At 72.3% G+C, this 24,525-nt stretch carries 28 protein-coding genes, 1 tRNA gene and 1 riboswitch; of the genes, 15 read left to right on the plus strand and 14 right to left on the minus strand.

The window, feature by feature from the left end; genetic code table 11:
* Nucleotides 1-52 precede the first annotated feature (52 nt).
* A complete protein-coding gene (locus MQV74_RS16695; RefSeq protein ID WP_242718491.1) occupies nt 53-841 on the plus strand; it encodes an HNH endonuclease in 789 nt (262 codons plus the stop codon).
* Here the strand turns inward: MQV74_RS16695 and MQV74_RS16700 are convergent.
* Nucleotides 796-1,443, minus strand: coding sequence for an ATP-binding protein (locus MQV74_RS16700; protein WP_242718493.1), 648 nt, complete (start codon nt 1,441-1,443; stop codon nt 796-798). The genes MQV74_RS16695 and MQV74_RS16700 overlap by 46 nt on opposite strands.
* Nucleotides 1,444-1,661: 218 nt before the next feature.
* Here MQV74_RS16700 and MQV74_RS16705 point away from each other — a divergent pair, with 218 nt between their 5' ends.
* From MQV74_RS16705 to MQV74_RS16715, 3 genes are all read left to right on the plus strand, one after another.
* Nucleotides 1,662-2,507 (plus strand): helix-turn-helix domain-containing protein, encoded by an 846-nt coding sequence (locus MQV74_RS16705; protein WP_242718495.1) that lies wholly within the window; start codon nt 1,662-1,664, stop codon nt 2,505-2,507.
* Nucleotides 2,507-2,719 (plus strand): DUF397 domain-containing protein, encoded by a 213-nt coding sequence (locus tag MQV74_RS16710; RefSeq protein WP_242718497.1) that lies wholly within the window; start codon nt 2,507-2,509, stop codon nt 2,717-2,719. Before MQV74_RS16705 ends, MQV74_RS16710 begins: the two co-directional genes overlap by 1 nt.
* A gap of 95 nt (nt 2,720-2,814) precedes the next feature.
* Nucleotides 2,815-3,123, plus strand: a complete 309-nt coding sequence (locus tag MQV74_RS16715; RefSeq protein ID WP_242718499.1) for a hypothetical protein — start codon at nt 2,815-2,817, stop codon at nt 3,121-3,123.
* 28 nt (nt 3,124-3,151) lie between these two features.
* On the opposite strand, the gene MQV74_RS16720 is transcribed toward MQV74_RS16715, so the two are convergent.
* Both MQV74_RS16720 and MQV74_RS16725 read right to left on the minus strand, forming a co-directional pair.
* A complete protein-coding gene (locus tag MQV74_RS16720) occupies nt 3,152-3,592 on the minus strand; it encodes a hypothetical protein (protein ID WP_242718501.1) in 441 nt (146 codons plus the stop codon).
* Nucleotides 3,593-3,784: 192 nt separating this feature from the next.
* A complete protein-coding gene (locus MQV74_RS16725) occupies nt 3,785-4,996 on the minus strand; it encodes a DUF445 domain-containing protein (RefSeq protein ID WP_242728756.1) in 1,212 nt (403 codons plus the stop codon).
* A 448-nt stretch (nt 4,997-5,444) separates the two neighbouring features.
* Here MQV74_RS16725 and MQV74_RS16730 point away from each other — a divergent pair, with 448 nt between their 5' ends.
* From MQV74_RS16730 to MQV74_RS16740, 3 genes are all read left to right on the plus strand, one after another.
* Nucleotides 5,445-6,779: an SGNH/GDSL hydrolase family protein gene (locus MQV74_RS16730; protein ID WP_242718503.1), complete on the plus strand. Its 1,335-nt coding sequence runs from the start codon at nt 5,445-5,447 to the stop codon at nt 6,777-6,779.
* A 164-nt stretch (nt 6,780-6,943) separates the two neighbouring features.
* Nucleotides 6,944-7,147, plus strand: coding sequence for a cold-shock protein (locus tag MQV74_RS16735; RefSeq protein WP_007502648.1), 204 nt, complete (start codon nt 6,944-6,946; stop codon nt 7,145-7,147).
* A gap of 87 nt (nt 7,148-7,234) precedes the next feature.
* Nucleotides 7,235-8,908 (plus strand): DEAD/DEAH box helicase, encoded by a 1,674-nt coding sequence (locus tag MQV74_RS16740; protein ID WP_242718505.1) that lies wholly within the window; start codon nt 7,235-7,237, stop codon nt 8,906-8,908.
* A gap of 18 nt (nt 8,909-8,926) precedes the next feature.
* On the opposite strand, the gene MQV74_RS16745 is transcribed toward MQV74_RS16740, so the two are convergent.
* Nucleotides 8,927-9,301: a roadblock/LC7 domain-containing protein gene (locus tag MQV74_RS16745; RefSeq protein WP_242718507.1), complete on the minus strand. Its 375-nt coding sequence runs from the start codon at nt 9,299-9,301 to the stop codon at nt 8,927-8,929.
* 390 nt (nt 9,302-9,691) lie between these two features.
* Between MQV74_RS16745 and MQV74_RS16750 the strand changes: the two genes are divergently transcribed.
* The 4 genes from MQV74_RS16750 to MQV74_RS16765 all read left to right on the plus strand — a co-directional run bounded on the left by MQV74_RS16750 (nt 9,692) and on the right by MQV74_RS16765 (nt 11,808).
* Nucleotides 9,692-10,096: a hypothetical protein gene (locus tag MQV74_RS16750; protein WP_242718510.1), complete on the plus strand. Its 405-nt coding sequence runs from the start codon at nt 9,692-9,694 to the stop codon at nt 10,094-10,096.
* The gene (locus tag MQV74_RS16755) at nt 10,093-10,905 is read left to right on the plus strand and encodes a transcriptional regulator (RefSeq protein ID WP_242718512.1); all 813 of its coding nucleotides are present in this window, start codon (nt 10,093-10,095) and stop codon (nt 10,903-10,905) included. Before MQV74_RS16750 ends, MQV74_RS16755 begins: the two co-directional genes overlap by 4 nt.
* A 79-nt stretch (nt 10,906-10,984) precedes the next feature.
* Nucleotides 10,985-11,377 (plus strand): roadblock/LC7 domain-containing protein, encoded by a 393-nt coding sequence (locus MQV74_RS16760; protein WP_242718514.1) that lies wholly within the window; start codon nt 10,985-10,987, stop codon nt 11,375-11,377.
* Nucleotides 11,378-11,433: 56 nt separating this feature from the next.
* The gene (locus MQV74_RS16765; RefSeq protein WP_242718515.1) at nt 11,434-11,808 is read left to right on the plus strand and encodes a hypothetical protein; all 375 of its coding nucleotides are present in this window, start codon (nt 11,434-11,436) and stop codon (nt 11,806-11,808) included.
* A gap of 30 nt (nt 11,809-11,838) precedes the next feature.
* Here the strand turns inward: MQV74_RS16765 and MQV74_RS16770 are convergent, their stop codons facing one another.
* The 4 genes from MQV74_RS16770 to MQV74_RS16785 are packed head-to-tail and all read right to left on the minus strand — an operon-like array spanning nt 11,839 to nt 15,414.
* Nucleotides 11,839-12,696, minus strand: coding sequence for a DUF1707 SHOCT-like domain-containing protein (locus tag MQV74_RS16770; protein WP_242718517.1), 858 nt, complete (start codon nt 12,694-12,696; stop codon nt 11,839-11,841).
* Between the two features lie 10 nt (nt 12,697-12,706).
* The gene (locus MQV74_RS16775) at nt 12,707-13,690 is read right to left on the minus strand and encodes an ABC transporter ATP-binding protein (protein WP_374120630.1); all 984 of its coding nucleotides are present in this window, start codon (nt 13,688-13,690) and stop codon (nt 12,707-12,709) included.
* Between the two features lie 7 nt (nt 13,691-13,697).
* Complete coding sequence (locus MQV74_RS16780) at nt 13,698-14,600, minus strand: ABC transporter permease (protein WP_374120631.1); 903 nt, start codon at nt 14,598-14,600, stop codon at nt 13,698-13,700.
* Nucleotides 14,593-15,414 (minus strand): ABC transporter permease, encoded by an 822-nt coding sequence (locus MQV74_RS16785; protein WP_242718519.1) that lies wholly within the window; start codon nt 15,412-15,414, stop codon nt 14,593-14,595. The genes MQV74_RS16780 and MQV74_RS16785 overlap by 8 nt, the downstream gene beginning before the upstream one ends.
* Nucleotides 15,415-15,616: 202 nt before the next feature.
* On the opposite strand from MQV74_RS16785, the gene MQV74_RS16790 reads away from it, so the two are divergent.
* Complete coding sequence (locus MQV74_RS16790) at nt 15,617-18,562, plus strand: transglycosylase domain-containing protein (protein ID WP_374120632.1); 2,946 nt, start codon at nt 15,617-15,619, stop codon at nt 18,560-18,562.
* Nucleotides 18,563-18,679: 117 nt separating this feature from the next.
* Here the strand turns inward: MQV74_RS16790 and MQV74_RS16795 are convergent, their stop codons facing one another.
* The 3 genes from MQV74_RS16795 to MQV74_RS16805 form a co-directional block, all read right to left on the minus strand.
* Nucleotides 18,680-19,000, minus strand: a complete 321-nt coding sequence (locus tag MQV74_RS16795) for a DMT family transporter (protein WP_242718521.1) — start codon at nt 18,998-19,000, stop codon at nt 18,680-18,682.
* Nucleotides 19,001-19,029: 29 nt separating this feature from the next.
* Nucleotides 19,030-19,100, minus strand: a riboswitch (guanidine-III (ykkC-III) riboswitch).
* A 52-nt stretch (nt 19,101-19,152) separates the two neighbouring features.
* Entirely contained in the window at nt 19,153-19,455 is a 303-nt protein-coding gene (locus MQV74_RS16800) for a GroES family chaperonin (protein WP_051707732.1), read from the minus strand.
* A 97-nt stretch (nt 19,456-19,552) separates the two neighbouring features.
* Nucleotides 19,553-19,879, minus strand: coding sequence for a DUF3618 domain-containing protein (locus MQV74_RS16805; protein ID WP_138959940.1), 327 nt, complete (start codon nt 19,877-19,879; stop codon nt 19,553-19,555).
* Nucleotides 19,880-20,023: 144 nt separating this feature from the next.
* Here MQV74_RS16805 and bcp point away from each other — a divergent pair, with 144 nt between their 5' ends.
* The 3 genes from bcp (at nt 20,024) to MQV74_RS16820 (ending at nt 22,271) form a co-directional block, all read left to right on the plus strand.
* Entirely contained in the window at nt 20,024-20,491 is a 468-nt protein-coding gene (gene bcp, locus MQV74_RS16810) for a thioredoxin-dependent thiol peroxidase (RefSeq protein WP_030686824.1), read from the plus strand.
* A gap of 122 nt (nt 20,492-20,613) precedes the next feature.
* Nucleotides 20,614-22,140, plus strand: coding sequence for a glycine betaine/L-proline transporter ProP (proP, locus tag MQV74_RS16815; RefSeq protein ID WP_242718523.1), 1,527 nt, complete (start codon nt 20,614-20,616; stop codon nt 22,138-22,140).
* A gap of 47 nt (nt 22,141-22,187) precedes the next feature.
* Nucleotides 22,188-22,271, plus strand: a tRNA-Leu gene (locus tag MQV74_RS16820).
* Nucleotides 22,272-22,363: 92 nt separating this feature from the next.
* Here the strand turns inward: MQV74_RS16820 and rdgB are convergent.
* From rdgB to rph, 3 genes are all read right to left on the minus strand, one after another.
* Nucleotides 22,364-22,966, minus strand: coding sequence for an RdgB/HAM1 family non-canonical purine NTP pyrophosphatase (rdgB, locus tag MQV74_RS16825; RefSeq protein WP_242718525.1), 603 nt, complete (start codon nt 22,964-22,966; stop codon nt 22,364-22,366).
* A 108-nt stretch (nt 22,967-23,074) separates the two neighbouring features.
* The gene (locus MQV74_RS16830) at nt 23,075-23,473 is read right to left on the minus strand and encodes a hypothetical protein (protein ID WP_030686815.1); all 399 of its coding nucleotides are present in this window, start codon (nt 23,471-23,473) and stop codon (nt 23,075-23,077) included.
* A 124-nt stretch (nt 23,474-23,597) separates the two neighbouring features.
* On the minus strand, nt 23,598-24,329 hold the full coding sequence (gene rph, locus MQV74_RS16835; protein WP_242718527.1) for a ribonuclease PH: 732 nt from the start codon (nt 24,327-24,329) through the stop codon (nt 23,598-23,600).
* Between the last annotated feature and the right edge of the window lie 196 nt (nt 24,330-24,525).

A 24,525-nucleotide genomic window follows, 5' to 3' on the forward strand; every position in this document is an offset into this window, starting at 1 on the left:
CCATTCACAGAACGCACCCTCCGCCACTACGAACACTCATACGATATTGCCTATGAAGGCACCCGCATGGACCGAGGACGAGCTCGTGCTGGCCGGAGCGCTCGTCGTGGAGAACGGCTGGCGCGAGCTGCGCACCGGCGATCGGGCGGTCCAGGAGCTCTCGGAACTGCTGCGGTCGCTGCCCATCCACTCCCCCGAAGCCCTCGCGCTGCCGGGCTTCCGGTCTCCGGACAGCGTCAGCCGGAAGACGACCGACTTCGCGACGAACCATCCCGGCTACAGCGGTGGGCGTACACGATGCGGCAAGCCCACGCTGCGGATGATCGCGGCCCTCATCGACCGCGAGGCCGAGATGCTGGCAGCAGCCAGGGCCATCGAGGAAGGCATCGGATCGGGGCAGCTCCAGCTGTACGCGCCGCAGCCCGACGAGGTGGACGACGTCGGTGTCATCGCCGTCGAGGGACGCCTGCTTGTCCGCCAGGCGCTGGTCCGCGAGCGGAGCGCGAAGCTCAGGCGTCTGAAGATCAAGCAGGTCAAGGGGCGCGGTGAGTCGCTCCGCTGCGAGGTCTGCAGCTTCGACTTCGCCCGCACGTACGGAGAGCTCGGCGCCGACTACATCGAAGTGCACCACGTCACCCCTCTCCACGCCGCAGGCGCCAGCGAGACGAGTCTCGACGGCCTCGCCTGCCTGTGCGCCAACTGTCACCGCATGTGCCACAGAGTCAGCCCTGGGAAATCCTGGCGCACACCCGAAGAGCTGCGTGGGCTGATGCGCACATCCGTCCCAGGGGCCCGTCATGCCGCCTCCGCTTCCGAGGCCGCCCCTGTTTCCGCTTCGTAGCGGATCAGCGCCTGCTCAAGCGCTGCGTCCGGATCGCCGCCCCAGGCCGCCAGCCAGTGCAAGAGGTCCGCAATCACATCCCTGGCCGATTCCTTCAGGGCGGCTTGAGTGGGGACGGCCACGGAACAGACGCCGGACACGCGCCGGTACGCCTCCAGCACTGCGGCCGCCCGCTGCGCCCGGGCGCAGTGCCGGGCGGGCTCCAGGGAGATCTCGCACCACACCGCCTTGCCCGTCGCCGTGAGCAGCGTGCCCCAGTCCAGGGTCATGGCCGTGAGTAGCTGAAGCCCGCGGCCGGACAGAGCGTCGCGGGCGCCGGGCCGGGCGGCGGGGACAGCGTGGCTCTTGTCGTGGAGTTCCAGGTGGAGCCGGTCGTCCCGCGGTTCGAGTACGAGAGTTGCTGCCGCCCCCTCACCTACGTGTTTGATGACGTTGGCCGCCAGCTCCGTGGCCGCCAGTTCGGCGGCGTCACTCACGGCCGCAGCACCCCACTGCTCAAGCGTCCGGCGAACCGCCCTCCGCAAGGGCCGCAGTTCTGAAGGCACCGCCTTGAAGGGCAGAACACATCGCAGCCGCCCCGCGCTCTCTTCGTAGAAGGACATACCGAGACTCCCTCTCCGGCCACACCAGCGCTGCGCCCACCGCGACCGCGCGGCGACGCTGCGTAGCCTTCCGTGTGCGAGCATGGCACAGAGAAGTCTCACCATGTAACTTCTCACCGGAATCCATCGAGTAAATCCGCAGGGCTTCAACTCCCCTTCCCCATAGCCTGTTCGCGGCCTGCGGGCAGGGAGCCCGCGTCGCCGAGGAGGTAGCCGACGTGCCAGCCAGGCCCACGACCCGCCGCCGCCAACTAGGCGTGACCTTGCGCAAATTGCGGGCACGCAAAGGGCTGACCCTTGAGGAGGCCGGGCTCCGCGTAGGCGTGTCAAAGGCGACCGTCAGCCGGTACGAGACGCGCGAAGGGCCGGTCAAGTGGCTCGTCGTGGAAGCGCTTTGCCGGGCGTACGGGGCCAGCGGGGCCGAGCAGAACTCACTCGTCAACCTCGCCAAGGACGCCAAGCGGCAGGGTTGGTGGAGCTCCGTCGCCGACTCGATCCCGGAGAGTATGAACCTCTTGCTCACGCTGGAGGACGAGGCCGTACGCGAGGACCACTTCGCTTGCGTCTACGTTCCTGGGCTGCTTCAGACGCGCGCTTACAGCACGGCCTTGCAACAGGCCAACGAAATACAGCTCGCATCGGCCGAGATCGAGCGGCTCGTCGACATCCGCGTGAAGCGGCAGGAGATCCTCAGCCGCCCCGAACCACCACACCTGTGGGCCGTCCTCGACGAGTCCGTGATCCGCCGGGTCGTCGGATCGCCCGCGGTCATGCGGGAGCAGCTCAGCCGTCTGCTCGAAGCCAACGGCTCGCCCCACATCACGCTTCAGGTGCTGCCCTTCTCCAAAGGCGCGCACTGCGCTGCCCTCGGGAGCTTCGTCATCATCGGCGGGGCCGAATCGTCCCTCGATGTCGTGTACGTCGACTACCACACCGGCTCGCTCTTCCTGGAAAAGGACGAGGAACTGAAGCGATACAGACTTGCGTTGGACTACTTGCGCGCACAAGCGTTGGACATGGAGGCCTCCTCCGCGCTGATCCAACGAGTCCGCAAGGAGCTGTGATGTCTGACCGCGCCCGCTCGCCCCATGCGCTTGCCTGGTTCAAGTCCTCCTACAGCGGGGGCAACACGACCGAGTGCGTAGAGGTGGCTGTCGCGGGAAGCGCCACCGTGCTCATACGCGATTCAAAGCATCCCGTAGGCGAGCCCATCGCCGTCCCGCCGGAGGCCTGGGCGGACTTCATCGCCTCGCTGCACGGATACCCGCGGCTCTGATATCACCCGGCTGACAGGGCCACACACCGGAAACCACCGCCCGTTACCCTCAGGCCATAGAAAGCGTCCAACGACTCCCCGAAGGCGAGGCAAGCATGGCCAAGGTCCAGGTACCCCCGGCAGCAGTCGCGGCAGCCGGGCTCGTGGGTGGGTACGCCACCGCCCGGTTCACCAAGAAGCGGCCCCTCGGCGGGGTCGTGCTCGCCGTTGCCGGGGCCGTCGCGGCCAAGGGGTGGCAGGAGCGGGCCGGGGGCACGGCCGCCGTCGCGCTCGGCACCGCGTACGTCGCCGCCTTCGCCGGGTCGCATCCGCTCGCCAAGAAGGTGGGGGCCTGGCCCGCCGTGTTCGGGGTCGCCGGGGCGGTGGGGCTCGCCTCGTGGGCCGTGGCGGACCGGCGCCCGTAGCGGGAGCGGGCCAGCGGCGCCGCGCCGCCTACGTGCTGCTTCCGGCTGCCCCGCCCGCCCCCGGCCGGAACTGTCGCGCGAACCCCGCCACCGCGAGCACCGCACCCGTACCAGCCACCACGAACACCACCCAGGCCAGCGGCCACAGCGACGCGTCCGGGGACTCATGGGTCAGGAACGATGCCAGGAGGAGGCCGGCCGGGGGCGCGGCCACCACCGGGAGGACCCAGTACAGGCGGTCGCGGTAGCCGAAGTAGGCCGCGAGGGCCAGGACCGTGACGACGACGCCGGTGATGCCCATGTCCGTGACGGGGGTCGTCTCGTTGATGTCGCCCGGCGACTCGACACGGTTGCGCAGGTCCCAGGGCAGGAACAGGAGGTACGTCGCGGCTGCCAGGCCCGCGCCGAGCAGGCGGACCGTCCCGCGCTCCAGGAGGGGGCGGGCGGGCAGGGGGCTCAGTGCGCTCATGTGTACGACGATGGCGTGCGGGCCGTGGGTGCCGCCTGAGTACGCGTACTCAAGTACCGTCCGGGCGAGCACAGTTCCCCGCGCGACGGCCCCCTCCACCGGAGCCCATCGGAACCCGCCGGGGCCCGGCAGAGCCCGCCGAAGCCCGGCAGAGCCAGCCGGGTCCCGGTCGCACCCCGGCCCCGCCCCACCTCAGCCCACGAACAGCCGCGACACCGAGTAGATCGCCAGGCCCGCCAGCGAGCCCACCACCGTGCCGTTGATGCGGATGAACTGGAGGTCGCGGCCGATGTGCGCCTCGATCTTCTTCGACGTGTGCTCCGCGTCCCAGCCCGCGACCGTGTCGGTGATCAGCGACGTGATCTCGTCGCGGTACGTCGTCACGACGTACACCGCCGCGCCCTCGACCCAGCCGTCGACCTTCTGCTGGAGGCGGGCGTCGCCCGCCATGCGCGCGCCGAGCGAGAGGAGGGCCGCCCGCACCCGGAGCCGCAGCTCGCTGCGCTCGTCCTCGGCGGCGGCCACGATCATCTGGCGGACCGCCGACCAGGCGGAGGCGATCAGGTCCTGCACCTCGCCGCGGGCGAGGACCTCGCGCTTGAGGTGCTCCACGCGCGCCCGCGTGTCCGAGTCGGACTGCAGGTCGGCGGCGAAGTCGGTGAGGAAGCGGTCGAGGGCCCCGCGCGCGGGGTGCTCGGGCATGTCCCGCATCTCGGTGACGAAGCGGAGCAGCTCGCGGTAGACGCGCTCGCCGACCTTCTTGTCGACGAAGCGGGGGGTCCAGCCGGGGGCGCCGCCCTGCACCGCGTCCATGACCTGGTCCGCGTGCACGACCAGCCAGTCGTGGGCGCGGACGCACACCAGGTCGACGAACCGCTTGTGCCCGCCGTCCGCGACGACCTTCTCCAGCATCTTGCCCATGCCGGGCGCGATCTCCTGCGCGTCCGCGCGGCGCGTGATGGCCTCGCCGACGACGGCCTGGACGTCCGAGTCGCGCAGCACGGTCAGGGCGCCGCGCAGGGCCGTGGCCAGCTCGGCCGTCACCCGGTCGGCGTGCTCCGGCTCGGCCAGCCAGGCACCGAGGCGGCTGCCGATGCCCACGGCCCGCAGCCGCTGGCGCACGACGGTCCGGGAGAGGAAGTTCTCGCCCACGAAGTCACCCAGCGAGGCGCCCAGCTGGTCCTTCTTCTTGGGGATGATCGCGGTGTGCGGGATGGGGATGCCGAGCGGGTGGCGGAACAGGGCCGTGACCGCGAACCAGTCGGCGAGCGCGCCGACCATGCCCGCCTCGGCCGCCGCCGCGACGTACCCGGCCCAGGCGCCCGCGCCCTCGTGCTGCGCCCACTTCGCGAGGACGTACACGACCGCGACGAACAGCAGGAGCCCCGTCGCCGTGAGCTTCATCCGGCGCACGCCGCGCCGCTTCTCCTCGTCGGCCGCACTGTAGGTGAAGCCGGAGCCGGGGGCGCCCGTCCGGTCCTCAGGGTCCTCTAGGCCCTCCGGGCCCGCTGTGCCCACCGTGTCCGGCACGTCTGTGGAGGCCGTGGAGGCCGCGGCGCCCCGCCGAGCCCCGGAACCCGTTTCGAGTGGTTCCTCACCCTTGATGCGATTCATACCCTGCGCCCCGTCTCGCGTCGTTCGTCGTACGCATTGTCCCTTCAGGTCCCTTCCGGGTGCCCTTCAGCGGATCCCATCCGGGTTCCCTTCAGACCGACTCCCGGAACGGACCAGGAGTTCCCGGCGTCTGAAGGGACGGAGGGGGGCACCGTCGGCTTCCTCGCGGCCCATGACGCATCATGGGGTCATCACACCGGAGCCTCGGGCTCCCCCTGCCCGAGGAGAAAAAGGCCGCATGACCAAGCGTCACGGTTATGCACTGCTGGCCGCTTTGCTCGCGGTCACCCTGGTCGTGTCGGCGGCCATATACCTCGGCGTCACGGGCGCCGACGACACCGGGGACGCGTCCGGCGCGAACCCCCGCGCACCGCGCAACTCCGCGGCCCCCGCCTCCGCGGGCACCTGGGTCGGGACCTGGTCGGCGTCCCCGGCGGGCGCCGAGCCCGGCACGGAGGCGCACGGCCTCGCGGGCCGCTCCGTGCGCAATGTGGTGCACACCAGCGTGGGCGGCGACGGCGCCCGCGTCACCCTTTCGAACCTGTACGGCAGCCGGCCGCTGACCGTCACGCACGCCTCCCTCGCGGTGGCCGCCGGCGCCGGCAGCCCGGCCGCGGCCGCCGACACGCTGCGCCGCCTCACCTTCCGGGGCGAGACGTCCGTCGTCGTCCCGCCCGGCGGCCAGGTGGTCAGCGACGCGGCGCGCCTGCGCGTCCCGCACGACGCGGACCTGCTGGTCACCACGTACTCGCCGACGCCCTCGGGCCCGGTGACGTACCACCCGCACGCCCGCCAGATCTCCTACGTGGCCGACGGCGACCGGACCGAGGACGCGACCGGGGCGGCGTACCACGAGCAGAGCCCGTACTGGCGGTACGTCTCCGCCGTGGACGTGCTCAGCAGCGACACGGACGGCACGGTCGTCGTCATCGGGGACTCGATCACCGACGGCATCACGTCCACCATGGGCGCCAACCGCCGCTGGACCGACGTGCTCGCGGACCGGTTGCGTGACGAGGCGGGCGCACCGCGTTACAGCGTCGTCAACCAGGGCATCAGCGGCAACCGCGTCCTGTCCGACGGGCGCCCCGCCCGCTCCGCGGGTGCCCCGGCGGGCAACCCCAGCGGCCTGTCCCGCTTCGACCGCGACGTCCTCGGCCGCAGCGGCGCCAAGGCCGTCGTCATCGCCCTCGGCATCAACGACATCCTGCGCAACCCGCGGCAGACCGACGCCCGGCGCATCCTCGACGGGCTGCGGGAGCTGTCCCGCCAGGCCCACACCCGCGGCCTGCGCGTCGTCGGCGCCACCCTCATGCCCTTCGGCGGCCACCGGGGCTACACCCCCGCCCTGGAGGCGGTGCGGCAGTCCGTCAACGCCGAGATCCGCTCGGGGAGGGTCTTCGACGACTACGTGGACTTCGACAAGGCCCTGCGCGACCCGTACGACCCCCGCAGGCTCCTCGGCCGCTACGACTCGGGCGACAGCCTCCACCCCAGCGACGCGGGCTTCCGCCGCATGGGCGAGGCCTTCGACCTGGGAGATCTGAAGGGGTCGGGCGCGGCCGAGCTGTGAGAGCACGGTCACCCGGCGGCCGCCGCCGGGCTGTGTTAGAGTTTCAGCGTTGCAGTTGTGGTACCCATGAACCTATGTGCGCCTGACGGGAATGTTTCCTCGGGCGCATTAGTTTTTTCCGGCATCTCCGGATGGGGCCTCTGCCTACAGTCAAGGAGAATGTCATGGCACAGGGAACCGTGAAGTGGTTCAACTCGGAAAAGGGCTTCGGCTTCATCGAGCAGGACGGCGGCGGCCCCGACGTCTTCGCCCACTACTCGAACATCGCCACCCAGGGCTTCCGTGAGCTCCAGGAGGGCCAGCGCGTCTCCTTCGACGTGACGCAGGGCCAGAAGGGCCCGCAGGCGGAGAACATCGTCCCCGCCTGATCGCCGGACGCGTATCCACTCACCGGGGTCCGTACCGTCACGGTGCGGACCCCGGTTTGTGCTGTTTCCAGGAAGGCAAGTACCCGCATGTCCCGCAGGCCCCAGAAGCCGAACCGGCGCGCGTCGTCGGCCAAGACGTCCTCGTCCAGGTCGTCCAAGTCGTCCGCGTCCTCGGCGCCGCCCGCGAGGGATTTCCGGCTGCCGGAGAACACGACACCCGCACTCCCCGCCGTCGAGGGCTTCGCCGATCTGGACATGCCTTCGGGCCTGCTCAAGACCCTCACCGCCCAGGGGGTGACCACCCCCTTCCCCATCCAGGCCGCCACGCTGCCCAACTCGATCGCCGGGCGCGACCTCCTCGGCCGCGGCCGCACCGGTTCCGGCAAGACGCTCGCCTTCGGGCTCGCGCTGCTGACCCGCACGGCCGGCCTGCGCGCCGAGCCCAAGGCGCCCCTCGCCCTCGTCCTGGTGCCCACGCGTGAGCTCGCCCAGCAGGTCACGGACGCGCTGACCCCCTACGCGACGGCGGTGAACCTCCGCCTCGCCACCGTGGTCGGCGGCCTCTCCATCACCAAGCAGGCCGCCACGATCCGGCGCGGCGCCGAGGTCCTCGTGGCGACCCCCGGCAGGCTCAACGACCTGGTGGAGCGCGGGGACTGCGTGCTCGGCGACGTCCGCGTCACGGTGCTCGACGAGGCCGACCAGATGACCGACATGGGCTTCCTGCCGCAGATCACCAAGCTGGTCGAGCGCGTACGGCCCGACGGTCAGCGCCTGCTCTTCTCGGCCACCCTGGACCGGAACATCGACCGCCTGGTGCAGCGGTTCCTGACCGACCCGGTGGTGCACTCCGTGGACCCGTCCGCGGGCGCGGTGACCACCATGGAGCACCACGTGCTCCACGTGCAGGACGAGACCGACAAGAAGGCCGTCACCACGCGCATCGCCGCCCGCGACGGCCGGGTGATCCTCTTCATCGACACCAAGCGGGCCGCGGACCGGCTCGCCAAGCGGCTCCTGGCCGTGGGCGTCCGCGCGGCGGCACTGCACGGCGGCCGCTCCCAGCCGCAGCGCAACCGCACCCTGGAGCAGTTCAAGAACGGGCAGGTCACCGCCCTGGTGGCGACGAACGTCGCGGCCCGGGGCATACACGTCGACGACCTCGACCTCGTCGTGAACGTCGATCCCCCCGCCGACCACAAGGACTATCTGCACCGCGGCGGCCGCACGGCCCGCGCCGGTGACTCCGGCAGCGTGGTCACGCTGGTCCTGCCCGAGCAGAAGCGGGACATCACCCGGCTCATGTCGGACGCGGGCATCCGCCCCCGGACCAGCCGCGTCACGTCGAGCGACACGGAGCTGGCCGACATCACCGGCGCCCGCGAGCCCTCCGGCGTGGCCGTGACCATCGAGGTCCCGCAGCCCCAGGCACCGGCGTCCGGCCGTGCCGACGGGGCGTCCGGCTCCGAGTCCCGCAGGCGGTCCAGCCGCCGGCGCCGCGGTGGCGGCGGCGGGACGAAGGCCGCGACGGGCACCACGACCGGCGCCACGGGCACGGCCGGAGGCCGGGGCTCGGAGCGCCGGGCGTCCGGCGGGACGACGGCGGGCGCGGCCTCCGGCCGTGGCTCCGGCCGCCGCTCCGCGGCCGGTGCCGCCTCCGGCAACGCCGGGCGCGGTTCCGGACGGCGTACGGCGGCGGGCGGCGCCAAGGGCGGCGCGGGCACCGGCCGCCAGGGCGGCCGCAGGGACTCCGCGGCCTAGTCCACCCCTGCGGGGCCCTCACACCCCGCTCGCCAGGATGGTGTCGATCCGCTTCAGGACCGGCTGCGACGCGCGGTGCAGCCGGTCCAGATCGAGGCCCTCGTCCCCCAGGACGACGAACAGGGCGTTGTCCCCGACCGCGTACACCGCCGCGCAGCCCCGGCTGCCGTACGACACCGCCCTGTGCAGCGCTCCCCGCTCGGTCATCGCGACCATGCGCTGGGAGAGGCCCAGGCTGGCCGCGGCGAGCGCGGCCAGGCTCTCGGCGTCGATCGCCTCGTCGGTGTCGGACACGATGAGCAGCCCGTCGACCGCCGCCACGGCCGTGTCCGTGACGCCCGCGAGCTGTTCGCGCAGCCCCCGCATCTCCGTCGCCAGTGCCTCGTGGTTCATTCCGTGGCCCCCCTCGGGCGTACGTACGTGATGTCCGACGGGCCCCCTCGCCGAGCAGGGGGCATGTCTACCAACCGGCGTGCGCCCTTCCGCGGCATTCGCGCAATGTGACGGAATGTGGCCCGGCCCGTGGGTCGGGAATCGCTTTCCTTTCGATCGAGCGACTGTTTACTTCTGGTTCACCCATTTCGGGGAGAAATTCGCTCACCCGCCCGGAGTACCGCCGGAACACGTCACGGAATGGACGCCCTGCGGCACGGACCTGTCGTTCTCGGGCAGGTTCCGAGGGAATGCGCCAGGTCCTTCCGCCGGTGTCGCGGCGGTGCATAACCTCCGCGTCACCGCGGCACGGTGCGCCGACCGCCGCGCCGCGCGGGGAGGGGAGCCCGGGTGTCCGGAATCGACGTGTGTCTGTACGAGGTCATGGCCCTGCCGGGTGCGCGGGGCGCCGCCCTCGTCGACTGGACGTGCGGCCTCGCGCTCGGCTCGGCGGGCGAACCGCCGCACGGTGAGGCCGAGTCGGCCGCCGTCGAGACGGCGGAGCTGGCCCGTCTTTCCGTGGAGTACGGCACCTTCCGGCCGCCGGACGACGAGGCGCCGCCGGGCCCCGGGGCGCCCGGGGCCGTCGAGGACCTGATCGTCACCACCCGCACCGCCTACCACCTGCTGCGGTTCGTCGAGACCGGCGACGAGAGCAGCGTGTTCCTGCACCTGTGGCTCGACCGGGACGCGGGGAACCTGGCCGTGGCCCGCCTGTGCCTCAGGGACGCCGCCCGCAGGCTGGTCCTGGAGTGAACGCGACCGCGCCGCCGACGGCCCTGCCCTCGCGCTGCTCGACGCTCCAGCGCCTCGCCGCGGAGGGCGCCACCGGCGCGCTGCTGCGCGACACCGGGACGCTGTACCTCACCGAGGGCCGGGTCAGCCACGCCGAGAGCGCGTCGGCCCCCGGCGTGGACGTCCTGCTCATCGCGGGCGGACGGCTGCCGCGCGCGGTCTGGGACGAGGCCGCGGGCCGGGCGGGCCCCCGGCGGCAGGTCGGCCGCTATCTGGTCGCCGAGGGGCACCTCACGCCCGGCGAGCTGGAGATCTGCCTGCTCACCGCGCTGTACGACGCCGCGCTCTTCGCCCTGGCCCCGGGCGGCGGGCCCACCCGGTTCCGGCGCGGCGTCGGCCACGGCATCGGCACCGTGCGGCCCGTGCCCGCCGCCGCCGTGGAGCGGGAGGCCCGGCGGCGCAGACGGCTGCTCGACAGCGCCTGGCCGGGCCCGGCCATCGACACGGCCCCGCTGGTCCGGCGGCCGGGGCCGCCCGGCGGAAGCGTGCCGCGCCGGCTGCGCGCGCTGCTCGACCTGGCCGACGGCCGCCGCACCCCGGCCGAGCTGTCGCGGCTGCTCGGCAGGCCGGTCTTCCACGTCCTGCTCGAAGTGCGCCGCCTGGCCGTCGCGGGTCTGGTCGACCCGCCGCGCCCGCCGCCGCCCGGGCCGGACGCCCCGGGCGTCCCGCCCCGGGACTCCCCCGTCGCCCGCCCCTTCGGGACGGACGGCTTCGCCCCGCCCGACGTCGCGCTGTTGCGCCGGGTCCGCGACGCCCTGGAGGCCCTGTGACGCGCGGCGCCACGGGCCGGGGCGCGAGTGCTCCGTGAGGGGGCGGGCCGCGCGGCGCCGCGCCCTGAGGAGGCAGCTGATGGCGGTGGAACCCGACGTGCTCGACGAACTCGGACGGCTACGGGCCCGCATCCCGCAGCTGACCGGCGCCCTCGCGGCCGACGCGGGCGGCCGCGTGCTCGCCCGGGACACCACCGACGAGGGGGCACAGCGTCTCGCCGCCCTCACCGTGGACGCCCTCCTCGCCGCCCTGCGGCTCGCGGACGCGGCGGGCCAGGGACGCGCGGGAGAGCTCCTCGTCCGGGGCGAGGGGGGCTACGTCGCGGCGTACGCGGCGGGCCCCACCGCCGTCCTGGCCCTCCTCGCGGAGCCGCGCGTCAACGTGGGCCGGCTCCATCTGGAGGGCCGCCGGGCCGGCGCCCGGATCGGGGATCTGCTCGACGGGGCGCTCGAACGACTGGAGAACACCTGACCATGACCCCTCCCACAGCCCGCTCCACCAGCAGACGGAAAGGAAGTACGAGCCCCATGTACAACACCGAAGCCGCCCTCAAAGAGGCCATGACCGCCATCGACGGCGCCCTCGGCGCGGCCCTCGTCGACTACAGCAGCGGCATGGCCCTCGGCACCCTGGGCGGCAGCAAGGAACTCGACCTGTCCGTGGCCGCGGCGGGCAACACCGACGTGGTGCGCGCCAAAGTGCGGACCATGGAAATGCTCGGCCTCAAGAGCGAGATCGAGGACGTCCTGATCACCCTCAGCGATCAGTACCACTTGATCCGGCTGCTGAAGTCCCGCAACAACAGCGGGCTCTTCCTCTATCTCGCCCTCGACAAGGACAAGGCGAACCTCGCGATGGCCCGGCACCAGCTGCGGCGCATCGAGGCGGAGCTGGACGTCTGACCGCCGCGGCGGACGGCGGGGGCGGGCGGGCTACTGCCCGTCCCCGCCGTGCGTGCCGTGGTGCCGGTCCTCCGTCCGGCGGTGGTGCTCCTCCACCCGGCCGCGGTGGAGCTCGTGGCGCTCCTGGTGTGCCAGGCGCCGGGCCTCCCGCTCCTCCAGGCGCTCCTGGCGGCGCTCCTCCTTCAGGCGCTGGCGCTCGGCCTTGCGGAGCTTGCGCTCGACGCCGACGCCGCCCATCAGGGCGAAGCCGGTGACGGTCACCCGCGGGGAGCCCGGGGTGCCCTCGCCCGTGGCGTCGTCGCCGAAGCCGCCCATGATGCCGAAGCCCTTGACGGTGACGTTCAGTTCGGGCGGCACGGTGACCTGGATGCCGCCCATGATCGTGAAGCAGCGGATCACGACGTCGCGTTCGGCGAAGCGCGCCTCGCGCAGGTCGATCTCGCCGCCGCCCCACATCGCGAACGAGGTGAAGAGCCGCCCGATGGTCCAGCCGCCCTTGCGGTTGAAGCCGCTCCAGAGGGCGAAGGCGCCGCCGGAGGTGGGCTCGGCGCCCACGACGACGCGCTCCGCCCAGTCGATCTCCGTCGAGCCGTCGTCGGCGGACCTCTTGACCAGGGAGGTCTTGGGGGCGACCGCACCGGCCGCGGGCAGGTCCCGGGTGAGCGGTGCGAGGTCACCGTACGTACGGGCGCGGTACGCCGTGTCCACCCGCTCGTTGAACTCGTCCATGTCCAGGCGGCCCTCGGCGAGGGCCTCGCGCAGGACCTCGGCGACGCGCTCGCGGTCGGCGTCGGAGGCGCGGAGCCCCGGGTCCGGCGCACCGGGGACGGCCGGCGGCGACCCGGAGGGCGGCGACGCGGGGGGCTGGGAAGACTCGGCGTCCGTCATACCCCGAAGCCTACGAGGTCCCCCGGTCGGCGTACATCTTGGCGATGACGGCCTCGATGTCCGGCTCGCGCACGGAGAGGTCGACGAGCGGATAGCGCTCGGCGACCGCCGCGACCAGAGGGGCCGCGGAGGCGTCCGCGGGGAAGGCCAGCCACTGCCGTGGGCCCTCGGTGCGCACGACCCGCGCCGACTCGACCTCCAGGGGCGGCAGTTCGTGCTCCAGGTCCACGATCAGCATGCGCTCGCTCTGGCCCGCCTCGTGGAGGCCGTCGAGCGGGCCGTCGTACATCAGGCGCCCGTGGTCGATGACCATGACGCGCTCGCAGAGCTGCTCGATGTCGGTGAGGTCGTGCGTGGTGAGCAGGACCGTGGTGCCGGACTCGGCGTTCAGGTCGCGCAGGAAGCCGCGGACCTTGGCCTTGCTGACCACGTCGAGGCCGATGGTCGGCTCGTCCAGGTAGAGGACCTCCGGGTCGTGCAGGAGCGCCGCCGCGATGTCGCCGCGCATGCGCTGGCCGAGCGAGAGCTGGCGCACGGGGACGTCCAACAGGGCGCCCAGGTCCAGGAGTTCGACGCAGCGGTCGAGGTTCTCGGCGAACCGGGCGTCCGGAATCCGGTACATCCGGTGCATCAGGCGGTACGAGTCGATCAGCGGCAGGTCCCACCACAGGGTGGTGCGCTGGCCGAAGACGACGCCGATGTGCCGGGCCAGGCGGGTGCGTTCGCGGGCCGGGTCGATGCCCGCGACCCGCAGCCGGCCGCCGCTGGGCGTGAGGATGCCGGTGAGCATCTTGATGGTGGTCGACTTGCCCGCGCCGTTCGGCCCGATGTAGCCGACCATCTCGCCGCGCGGCACCCGGAAGGTGATGCCGTCGACGGCCCGCACCTCGTGCCGCTCGCGGCGCAGGAAGCCGGTCCTCCTGCGGACGTCGAAGACCTTCTCGACGCCGTCGAGGGTGATGAACGCGTCGGTGTCCACGAAATCGGTGTCCACGTAAGAGTCAGCTCCCTGTGCTGCGGTACGAGCGGAGTCCCGCGCGCCAGGCGAGCCCCGCGAGCGCCAGGCACGCGAGGGCCACGAGCGGCGGGGCGAAGGCGGCCCACTCCGGCAGGCCCAGCGGGGCCGGGCGGTCGAGGACGTACAGGCCGGGCAGCCAGTTCACGAAGGCGATCGGGACGACGAAGGTGACCCCGCGCACCAGGTCGTCGGCGAAGACGGTCGGCGGGTACTGGAGCAGCGTGTTGCCGCCGTACGTGACGGAGTTCTGCACCTCGGAGGCGTCCTGGGCGACGAACTGGAAGGCCGCGCCGAGCACGAAGACGGCGGCGAAGATCCCGGCCCCGCTGATCAGCATCAGCGGCACGAGGAGCACCTTCAGGGGCGTCCAGGCGATGTCCACGCTCCAGAAGGCGTACGCGAGGACCAGCAGGCCCTGGGTGATGCGGCCGAGGCGGCGCAGCGCGAAGCGGTCGGCCGCGACCTGCGCGAGGACCGGCACGGGGCGGACCAGGAGGGTGTCGAGCGTGCCGTCGCGCACCCGGGTGCCGAGCCGCTCCATGGAGCCCATGGCGAGGTCGGCCACGCCGAAGGCGGTGGACGCCACCCCGTACAGGAAGGCGATCTCGCCGAGGCCGTAGCCGCCGAGCCGGTCCACCTGGGAGAACATCAGCAGGATCGCGACGAAGTCGAGCGCGGTCGCCGCGAAGTTCCCGAAGGCCGTCAGCGCGAAGGAGGCGCGGTACGCCATCGTGGAGCGGATCCACATGGCGGTGATCAGACGGTAGGCGCGCACGCCCTCGCGGGCCCTGCCGAGCGGCCCCAGCGGGGCACCGAGGCCTCCGGACGCCGGTCCCCCGGCCCGCCCGCGCAGCGGCTCGGGCCGCTCCCGCAGCGACTCAGCCACCTTGGACCACCACCCGGCGGGTCGCCACGCCCTGGAGCAGCCGTCCGAGGGCGAGCAGCCCCGCCGCCCAGGCGGCCTGGAAGGCGTAGATCGCGAGGAGCCCGGTGCCCGTGTGCTTGCCGAGGAACACGTCCGCGGGCACCTGGAGCAGCGCCGACCAGGGCAGGGCCCGGGCGACCTCGCCGAGGGCGCCGGGGAAGACGTTCAGGGGCAGCAGCATGCCGGAGAAGAACGTGCCCGCGAGCCAGGAGATCTGGGCCACGCCCGCGCCGTCCAGGAGCCAGAAGGCGCTGAGCGCCACCAGATAGCGCAGGGCGAAGCTGACCACGACGCCGAGGAACACCGCGAGGAGCGTCGCGAGCCAGGTCAACGGGGACGTCGGCAGCGCGAGTTGGAAGGCGAGCGCCCCGAAAATCATCGGCACCACCCCACGGCCCAGAAGGTGGAACGCGGCCCGGCCCAGATCGCTCGCGAGCCACCACGCCTGGAGGTCGGCGGGCCGGTGGAGATCGGTCGCCACGTCGCCGGTGCGGATGCGCTCCATCAGGTCCGCCTCGAAGCCGCCGCCCATCGCCGCGACGGTCATCAGGAGGGCCTGACCGAGCCAGACGTACGTGAGCGCCTGCGCCTGGTCGTATCCTCCTAGTCCGGGTCTCTCGTCCCAGAGGGCTTTGTAGGTGTAGGCCAGGATCACCCCGAACACGGTGTTGGTGAACACACCCGCCAGCGTCGCCATCCGGTATGTGGCGAATCTCCGGAAGTTTCCTCCGGCGACGGCCGCGTACAAGCGGAACCGTCCTGTTCTCACGCACATCCCTTTCAGAGAGCCTCGTCCCGCTTCCAGGCCGGGCGCCCGGACCGTGTGTCCGGACCGAAGCGCAGGAGCCTAATGTGAGCGGGGCCGTCCGTGCCAGGCAATTTCGCCGCGCGGCGCGTGCCTGGTCAGAAGGGCATGCGGAGACAGTGTGCAATGGGTCGTACGAGGCGTACGACGCGAACTGGGAGTTCCGCGAGACATGAGCAGCGACGAGCCGCAGCAGCAGCGTGGCCCCGGGCGCGGGCCCGCTGACGGGCCCGGGGAGCCCGCCGCCCCCGAGGACGGGCCTGCGGCCCCGCGCCAGGACACCCCCGAGGGGGCCCGCCGCCCCGCCGACGCCGGGCGCCCGGGCGTCCCCGGCAAGGGTGACCGGCCCGCGCGTCCGGATGACCCCGCCGCGCGCCCCGGCCGGGGCGCGCCCGACCCCGCCACCCAGCAGATCCGGCCGGTCACGGACCGGGACGGGGCCGCGCCGCGGGGCAAGGGCGGGGACGGCGCCGCGCCCCTGCGCAAGAACGGCTCCGCCGCGCCGCCCCAGGGCACCCCGGCCGCCGGGGCGAACGACCCCGCGACCCAGCAGATCCGCCCCGTCAAGGCCGGTGCCCAGGGGGCCGCGGCCGCCGGGGCAGCGGGGGCGGCGGCGAAGGGCGGCCCCGCCACCACCCGGCTGCGGCCCGTGCGGCCCGAGGGGCCCGGCGCCGCGCACCAGGAGCCCGGGAACGGCCGGCCGCAGGGCTGGGCGCCCCGCGACCCCGACGAGGGCGGGGCGGGCGACGGCGACGGGGCGAGCCCCGCCGGGCCCGTCGCGCCCGGCCAGCAGGGCAAGAAGGGCAAGAAGGCGAAGCGGCCCAAGCGCAAGGGCTGGCGGCGCCTCTTCCCGACCTGGCGGATGGTGCTCGGCGCCTTCATCCTGTTCATCCTGCTCGGCGTGGGCGCGTTCATGACGGGCTACTTCCTCGTGAACATCCCGCCGGCCAACGCCATGGCCACCAAGCAGAGCAACGTCTACCTGTACTCCGACGGCACCGAGATCGCCCGCGACGGCAAGGTCAACCGCGAGAACGTGCCGCTCTCGAAGGTGCCCAAGAAGGTCCAGCACGCGGTCCTCGCCGCCGAGGACCGGGACTTCTACAGCGAGTCCGCCGTCGACCCCAAGGCGATGCTCCGCGCGGGCTGGAACACGCTCACCGGCAAGGGCAAGCAGTCCGGTTCGACGATCACCCAGCAGTACGTGAAGAACTACTACCTGGCGCAGGAGCAGACGGTCTCGCGCAAGGTGAAGGAGTTCTTCATCGCGATCAAGCTGGACCGCGAGGTGAGCAAGGACGAGATCCTCCAGGGCTATCTGAACACCAGCTACTTCGGCCGCAGCGCGTACGGCGTGCAGGCCGCGGCGCAGGCGTACTACGGCAAGGACGTCGAGGACCTGTCCGTCGGCCAGGGCGCGTACCTGGCGACCCTGGTGAACTCCCCCAACGCCTACGACGTGGCGACGCACCCGGAGAACAAGCCGCGTGCCGTCGCGCGCTGGAACTACGTCCTGGACGGCATGGTCAAGGAGGGCTGGCTCGACCGGGCCGAGCGGGACAAGGTCAAGTTCCCGATGCCGGAGCAGGCGAAGGGCGCGCCGGGCCTCTCCGGCCAGCGCGGCTACGTCGTGAAGGCCGTCGAGGACTATCTGATCGAGAACCGGATCGTCGACGAGGACGCCCTCAGCAAGGGCGGCTACCGCATCACCACCACGCTCCAGAAGCCCAAGCAGGACGCCTTCGTGAAGGCCGTCGACGAGCAGGTCATGTCGAAGATCGACAAGAAGGCCCGCAAGATCGACAAGGACGTGCGGGTGGGCGGCGCGTCGGTGGACCCGAAGACCGGCAAGGTCGTCGCGATGTACGGCGGCATCGACTACACGAAGCAGTTCGTGAACAACGCGACCCGGCGCGACTACCAGGTCGGCTCGACCTTCAAGCCGTTCGTGTTCACCTCGGCGGTGGAGAACGACTCGACCACGCAGGACGGCCGCCCGATCACGCCGAACACGGTCTACGACGGCAACAACCGCCGCCCGGTCCAGGGCTGGGACGGCGGCACGTACGCGCCCGCCAACGAGGACGACTACCAGTACGGCGACATCAGCGTGCGCGAGGCCACGGACAAGTCCGTGAACTCGGTGTACGCGCAGATGGCCGTCGACGTCGGCTCGGACAAGGTCAAGGAGACCGCGGTCTCGCTCGGCGTCCCGGCGAAGACGCCGGACCTGACCGCGTCCCCGTCGATCGCGCTCGGCCCGTCCACGGCGTCCGTCCTGGACATGACCGAGGCGTACGCGACGCTCGCCAACCACGGCAAGCACGGCACGTACACGCTCGTCGAGAAGATCAGCAAGGACGGCCAGGACATCGCCCTTCCGCAGCGCAAGACGTCGACGGCGGTGAGCCGCGAGGCAGCCGACACGACGACGTCGATCCTGCAGAGCGTGGTGCAGTCCGGCACCGGCCGCGAGGCCCTCGCCGCGGGCCGCCCGGCGGCGGGCAAGACGGGCACGGCGGAGAACGACAAGGCGGCCTGGTTCGCGGGCTACACCCCCGACCTCGCCACCGTGGTCGCGGTGATGGGCCAGGACCCGGTCACGGCGACGCAGACACCGCTGTACGGGGCGCTCGGCGAGACCCGCATCAACGGCGGCGGCTACCCGGCGAAGGTGTGGGCGCAGTTCACCAAGGACGCCCTGGAGGGCAAGCCCGTCAAGGAGTTCGACCTCCAGCTGGAGCCGGGCTCCGAGGAGCCGGTCGCGCCGGACCCGTCGCAGACGGCGCAGGACCCCGACGAGGGCGACGACACCGGCGGCGCCACGGACGGCGGGCCGTCCGAGGAACCGGACCAGGGCGGCCAGACCCAGGGCGGCCGGACCCAGGAGCCGACCGGTGGCCAGGGCCAGGGCGGCCAGGACCAGGGCGGCCGGGACCAGGGCGGCCAGACGCAGGACCCGACCGGCGGCCAGGACCAGGGCGCTACGCAGGGCGGCGGCGGTGCGGACGGCGGGGGCGCCACCGGGGACAACGACGGGGGCCAGGGCGGCGGGGCCGCCCAGGGGGCCCTCGGCGGGCTCACCGTGGGGCCCGGTGGGCGGGACCGCGACGACTGACGGGGCGGGTGCGCGGGGGCTGGCGGCGCGGGTGCGCGGGGGCTGGCGGCGCGGGTGCGCGGGGGCTGGCGCGCAGCTCCCCGCGCCGGCCCGTCGGACAGGCCCTAGGGACAGGCCCTAGTGACCGCTCGTCGCCTTGAGGCCCACCACGGCGACGAGGAGCAGGCAGACGAAGAAGATCCGGGCCGCGGTGGTGGGCTCGCCCAGGGCGACCATGCCGACCACCGCGGCGCCCGCGGCGCCGATGCCGACCCACACGCCGTAGGCCGTACCGATGGGGAGCGTCTTCGCCGCGTACGACAGCAGGACCATGCTCGCGACGATGCCCGCGCCGGTGAACACGCTCGGCCACAGGCGGGTGAACCCCTCGGTGAACTTCATGCCGATCGACCAGCCGACTTCGAGCAGACCGGCGATGATGAGCAGGACCCAGGCCATGACGGCACCTCCGAGAACGAGACTTCAGGGGTGCGTCGTCTTTGCGGGGCCCGGTACGGCGCGTCTCGTCGGGGTCCCTCCACGGTAGCAAAAGGCAGGCAAAAGGGGCTGGTGACCATGGTCACCAGCCCCTTCGCGCACCTGTGCACGGGCTACAGATAGAGCCCTGTGGAGTCCTCCGAGCCCTCGAAGCGGTCCGCGGCGACCGCGTGCAGGTCGCGCTCGCGCATCAGCACGTACGCCGTGCCCCGCACCTCGACCTCGGCCCGGTCCTCCGGGTCGTAGAGCACCCGGTCGCCCGGCTCCACCGTGCGCACGTTCTGCCCGACGGCGACCACTTCCGCCCAGGCGAGCCGGCGGCCGACGGCCGCGGTCGCGGGGATCAGGATGCCGCCGCCGGAGCGCCGCTCGCCCTCGGCGGTGTCCTGCCGCACGAGCACGCGGTCGTGCAGCATCCGGATCGGCAGCTTGTCGTCGTGGGTGCTTGATTCCTGTGTCTTGGCGCTCACGCCCCGAACCTACCTGCCCGCACGCGCCCTGTACGCCCCCGGGTCAGCCCTTGCGACGCCGGGATCCGACGGCGAGGAGCCCCACGAGACCCACGACCACCAGGGCCACCGGCACGATCCGCTCCAGGCGTGGCTGGCCGTCCGCCGAGACGAGCTGACCGCGCACGTCGGAGACGAAGCGGTTCGCCCCGACGTAGGCCCGCCCGAGGGTGTTGTCCACGCTGGCCGCGACCTTCGCCTTCGCGTCGCCGACGATCGTCTTCGGGTGGACCCGCACCCCGATCTCGTCGAGGGTCTCGGCGAGCTGCTCGCGCCGGAGCTTGATGTCCGCCTCGATCTGCGCAGGGGTCCTGGCATCCGCATCCGACACCGCGCTGCCTCCGTGGGGTGTGTTCCTTGTACTCGGACCTCCACAGTCTGTCAGCTTCGCCCGCGCCGCACCCCACGGCACCCCTATTACGCTCGTCTCCGTCACCACAGCTTGGTGCGTACGCGCACCGTGAGGAGCCCAAGAATGAGCGAGCGACTGCAGCCCGGCGACACCGCCCCCGCCTTCTCCCTGCCCGACGCCGACGGCAAGCAGGTCTCCCTCGCGGACCACAAGGGCCGCAAGGTGATCGTGTACTTCTACCCGGCCGCCCTGACCCCCGGCTGCACCAAGCAGGCCTGCGACTTCACGGACAACCTGGACGCGCTCGCGGCCGCGGGCTACGACGTCATCGGGGTGTCCCCGGACAAGCCGGAGAAGCTCGCGAAGTTCCGCGAGAAGGAGAACCTGAAGGTCACGCTGGTCGGCGACCCGGCCAAGGAGACCCTGGAGGCGTACGGCGCCTTCGGCGAGAAGAAGCTGTACGGCAAGACGGTGACGGGCGTGATCCGCTCGACCGTCGTCGTGGACGAGGACGGCAAGGTGGAACACGCGTTCTACAACGTGAAGGCGACCGGCCACGTCGCCAAGATCATCCGCGATCTCGGCATCTGACGAGCGCGCACGGCCGCCGCGGCGGATGTGAGAAAGCCCCCTCCAGTAGGGGGCTTTCGTTTGCGATCGCGGGCTCGGAGTAGGCGTCCTGGAGACCCACCCGCTCCGAAAGGACTCCTTCCATGGCGGCCAGCAGGTACCAGGCCGACCCGGGGGCCGACCCCCTCGCCCCCGGCGCCGACCCGGAGGCGGTGAAGCGTCACCGCCTCCTCTTCCGCACGGTGAGACGGCGCCGGAACCCACCCCTGCGGCGCACCGACATCACCGTCACCGACGACGCGGCGGTGCGCCGCGCGGTGAAGGCGGCGTCGCTCGGCAACGCCATGGAGTGGTTCGACTTCGGCATCTACAGCTATCTGGCCGTCACCATCGGGCATGTCTTCTTCCCGTCCGGGAACAGCACGGTCCAGCTCCTGTCGTCGTTCGCCACCTTCGCGGTCTCGTTCCTGGTCCGGCCGCTCGGCGGGATGGTGTTCGGCCCGATGGGCGACAAGGTCGGCCGCAAGAAGGTCCTTGCCCTGACGATGATCCTGATGGCGGCCGGGACCTTCGCCATCGGCCTGATCCCCGGCTACGCCACCATCGGCTTCTGGGCCCCGGTGCTGCTGATCCTCTTCCGCATGGTGCAGGGCTTCTCCACCGGCGGCGAGTACGGCGGCGCGTCCACCTTCATCGCCGAGTACGCGCCGGACAAGCGGCGCGGCTACTTCGGCAGCTTCCTGGAGTTCGGCACGCTCGCCGGGTACGTGGGCGCGGCGGGCCTGGTCACGATCCTGACGACCGTGCTCGACGACGGCGCCATGGAGGCGTGGGGCTGGCGCGTGCCGTTCCTGGTGGCGGGCCCGCTCGGCCTGGTCGGTCTGTATCTGCGGCTGCGCCTGGACGAGACCCCGGCGTTCCAGAAGCTCACGGACGAGAGCTACCACCCCGCCTCCGACGCCGCGTCCGCCGTCGAGACCTCCGCCAAGGGCGATCTGGCCAGGATCTTCCGCGAGTACTGGCGGCCGCTGGTGCTGTGCGTCGCCCTGGTCGGCGCGTACAACATCGCCCACTACACGCTCCTGTCGTACATGCCGACGTACCTCACCGACGAGCTGGGCTACGACGACACGCACGGCCTGGTGATCCTCATCGTGACGATGCTCGCGCTGATGCTGGTGATCAGCCGGATCGGCGTGCTGTCCGACCGCTTCGGCCGCAAGCCGCTCCTGATGACCGGCATGGCGGGCTTCCTGGTGCTGCCGGTCCCGGCGTTCCTGCTGATCAAGCAGGGCGCGCTGGTCGCAGTCGCGGCGGGCATGCTGATGCTCGGCCTGTCCCTGGTGTGTCTGCTGGGCACCATGTCCGCGACGCTTCCGGCGCTGTTCCCGACACCGGTGCGCTACGGCTCGCTCTCGGTGGGCTACAACCTCTCCGCCTCGCTGTTCGGCGGCACCGCGCCGCTGGTGATCACCGCGCTGATCAGCGTCACGGGCTCGGACATGATGCCCGCCTACTACTCCATGGCGGCGGCGGGCGTCGGCATCGCCGCGGTCGCCTGCATGAAGGAGACGGCGCAGCGGCCGCTCAGCGGCTCGCCGCCGTGCGTCGAGACCGAGGAGGAGGCCGCCGACCTGGTCGAGGAGCGGGCCGCGGCGCCCAAGTTCTGACTCCGCCCGGCGACCGCGGGCGGGCGCCCATTACGATGGGGCGGCACGCGGCCGTGGTGGAATTGGCAGTCACGCTGGGTTTAGGTCCCAGTGGGGTAACACCCGTGAGGGTTCGAGTCCCTCCGGCCGCACTCGCGAAGGACCTGCCGCCTTCGGAAGCAGACGTACGAAAGGGCGCCCCCGCCGCACGCGGGGGCGCCCTTCGCCGTCCGTGCGCGCCGGGTCAGCCGAGCAGCTCCCGCACCACCGGCACGAGGGCGCGGAACGCCTCGCCGCGGTGGCTGATCGCGTTCTTCTCCTCGGCCGTCAGCTCGGCGCAGGTCCGGGTGGAGCCGTCGGGCTGGAGGACCGGGTCGTAGCCGAAGCCGTTCGTGCCCGCGGGGGCGTGGCGCAGGGTGCCGCGCAGCCGGCCCTCGACGACGCGCTCGGTGCCGTCGGGCAGGGCGAGGGCCGCGGCGCAGGTGAAGTGCGCGCCGCGGTGGGCCTCGTCGATGTCGCCGAGCTGGGCGAGCAGCAGGTCGAGGTTGGCCTCGTCGTCGCCGTGGCGCCCCGCCCAGCGCGCGGAGAAGATGCCGGGCGCCCCGCCGAGCACGTCGACGCAGAGCCCGGAGTCGTCGGCGACGGCGGGCAGGCCGGTGGCCCGCGCCAGGGCGTGCGCCTTGAGCAGGGCGTTCTCGGCGAAGGTGACCCCGGTCTCCTTGACGTCGGGGATCTCGGGATAGGCGTCCGCGCCGACGAGTTCGTGGTCGAGGCCCGCGGCGGCGAGGATCGCCCTGAGCTCGGTGACCTTGTGGGCGTTGCGGGTGGCGAGGATGAGACGGGTCATGGGACCAGTATCCGTCCCGTCGCCGGGACCCGGCCGCCCGGCCGGGGGTGTGCCCCCCCCGGCCGCCCCGCCGCGTCCGTTCGTGCGGGCCCCGGCCCTGGCCCCGCGTCAGTTCGTGCAGGCCTTGGTGACCTTGCCCGCGGCGTTCGCCATCGGGCGGAGGTCGGGCGTCTTGTCGCCGTTGTCGACGGCCTTCTCCACGTTGTCGACGGCCTTCTGCATCTCGTCGACGGCTTCGCTGATGTCCTCGTCGTCCTCGTGGTCCCTGCGGATGTCGTCGAGGTCGCCCCGGATCTTGTCGAAGCGCTTCTCGGACTTCCGGTCCGGGTAGAGGACGGCGTCCTGGGCGGCCTGCCGGAGCGCGTCGGCGCCGTCCGACACGGCGTCGGCCGCCTTGACGCAGTCCACGGCGTCCTTCGGGTCGCAGGCGACCAGGCCGAGCGTCGCCGGTACGGCGATCAGGGCGGTGGTTATGGCGACGGTGACACGGCGGTGGCGCACGGCCATGGATGGTTCCCTCCCGTTATGCGGTGAGCGAGCGTGCGGTCGTTCCCACACGCTCCACCTCATAGAACGCCCGTGGTCGTCGGGACGGTTGCTCGCCGGGAGGCGAACCCCTTTACATCGGAGGTTACTTGGCCGAATCCAGTGCCTCGCGCTGGAGTGCGGTCAGCTCCGCGCAGCCCCCGACAGCGAGGTCGAGCAGGGCGTTCAGCTCGTCGCGCGCGAACGGCTCGGCCTCCGCGGTGCCCTGGACCTCGACGAACCGGCCATCGCCGGTGCACACCACGTTCATGTCGGTGTCCGCCTTGACGTCCTCCTCGTAGGCGAGGTCGAGCAGCGGCACGCCGCCGACGATGCCGACGGAGACGGCGCTGACGGTGCCGGTCAGCGGCTGGCGGCCCGCCTTGATGAGCTTCTTGCCCTGCGCCCAGGAGACGGCGTCGGCGAGGGCGACGTACGCGCCGGTGATGGCGGCGGTGCGGGTGCCGCCGTCGGCCTGGAGGACGTCGCAGTCCAGGACGATGGTGTTCTCGCCGAGCGCCTTGTAGTCGATGACGGCGCGCAGCGAGCGGCCGATGAGGCGGGAGATCTCGTGCGTGCGGCCGCCGATCTTGCCGCGTACGGACTCGCGGTCGCCGCGGGTGTTGGTGGAGCGCGGCAGCATCGAGTACTCGGCGGTGACCCACCCCTCGCCGCTGCCCTTGCGCCAGCGGGGCACGCCCTCCGTGACGGAGGCCGTGCAGAAGACCTTGGTGTCGCCGAAGGAGACGAGGACGGAGCCCTCGGCGTGCTTGCTCCACCCCCGCTCGATGGAAACGGGACGGAGCTGGGCGGGGGTACGACCGTCGAATCGAGACATGCGGTGAGCCTATCCGGCGCCGGAGCCCCCGTTCATCGGCCTGCGGCCTCGTCCTCAATCGCCGGACGGGCTCGGAGATCCAGGCCGTCCGGCGCTTGAGGACGGGGCCGCGAAGCGGCGATCGGCGGCGCCCCGCGACAGCGTGAAGGCCCCGTTCCGGTCAGCGGGAACGGGGCCTTCACGGGACCGGCAGGGC

The sequence above is a fragment of the Streptomyces sp. AN091965 genome (assembly GCF_022698285.1).
Lineage (GTDB): Bacteria > Actinomycetota > Actinomycetes > Streptomycetales > Streptomycetaceae > Streptomyces.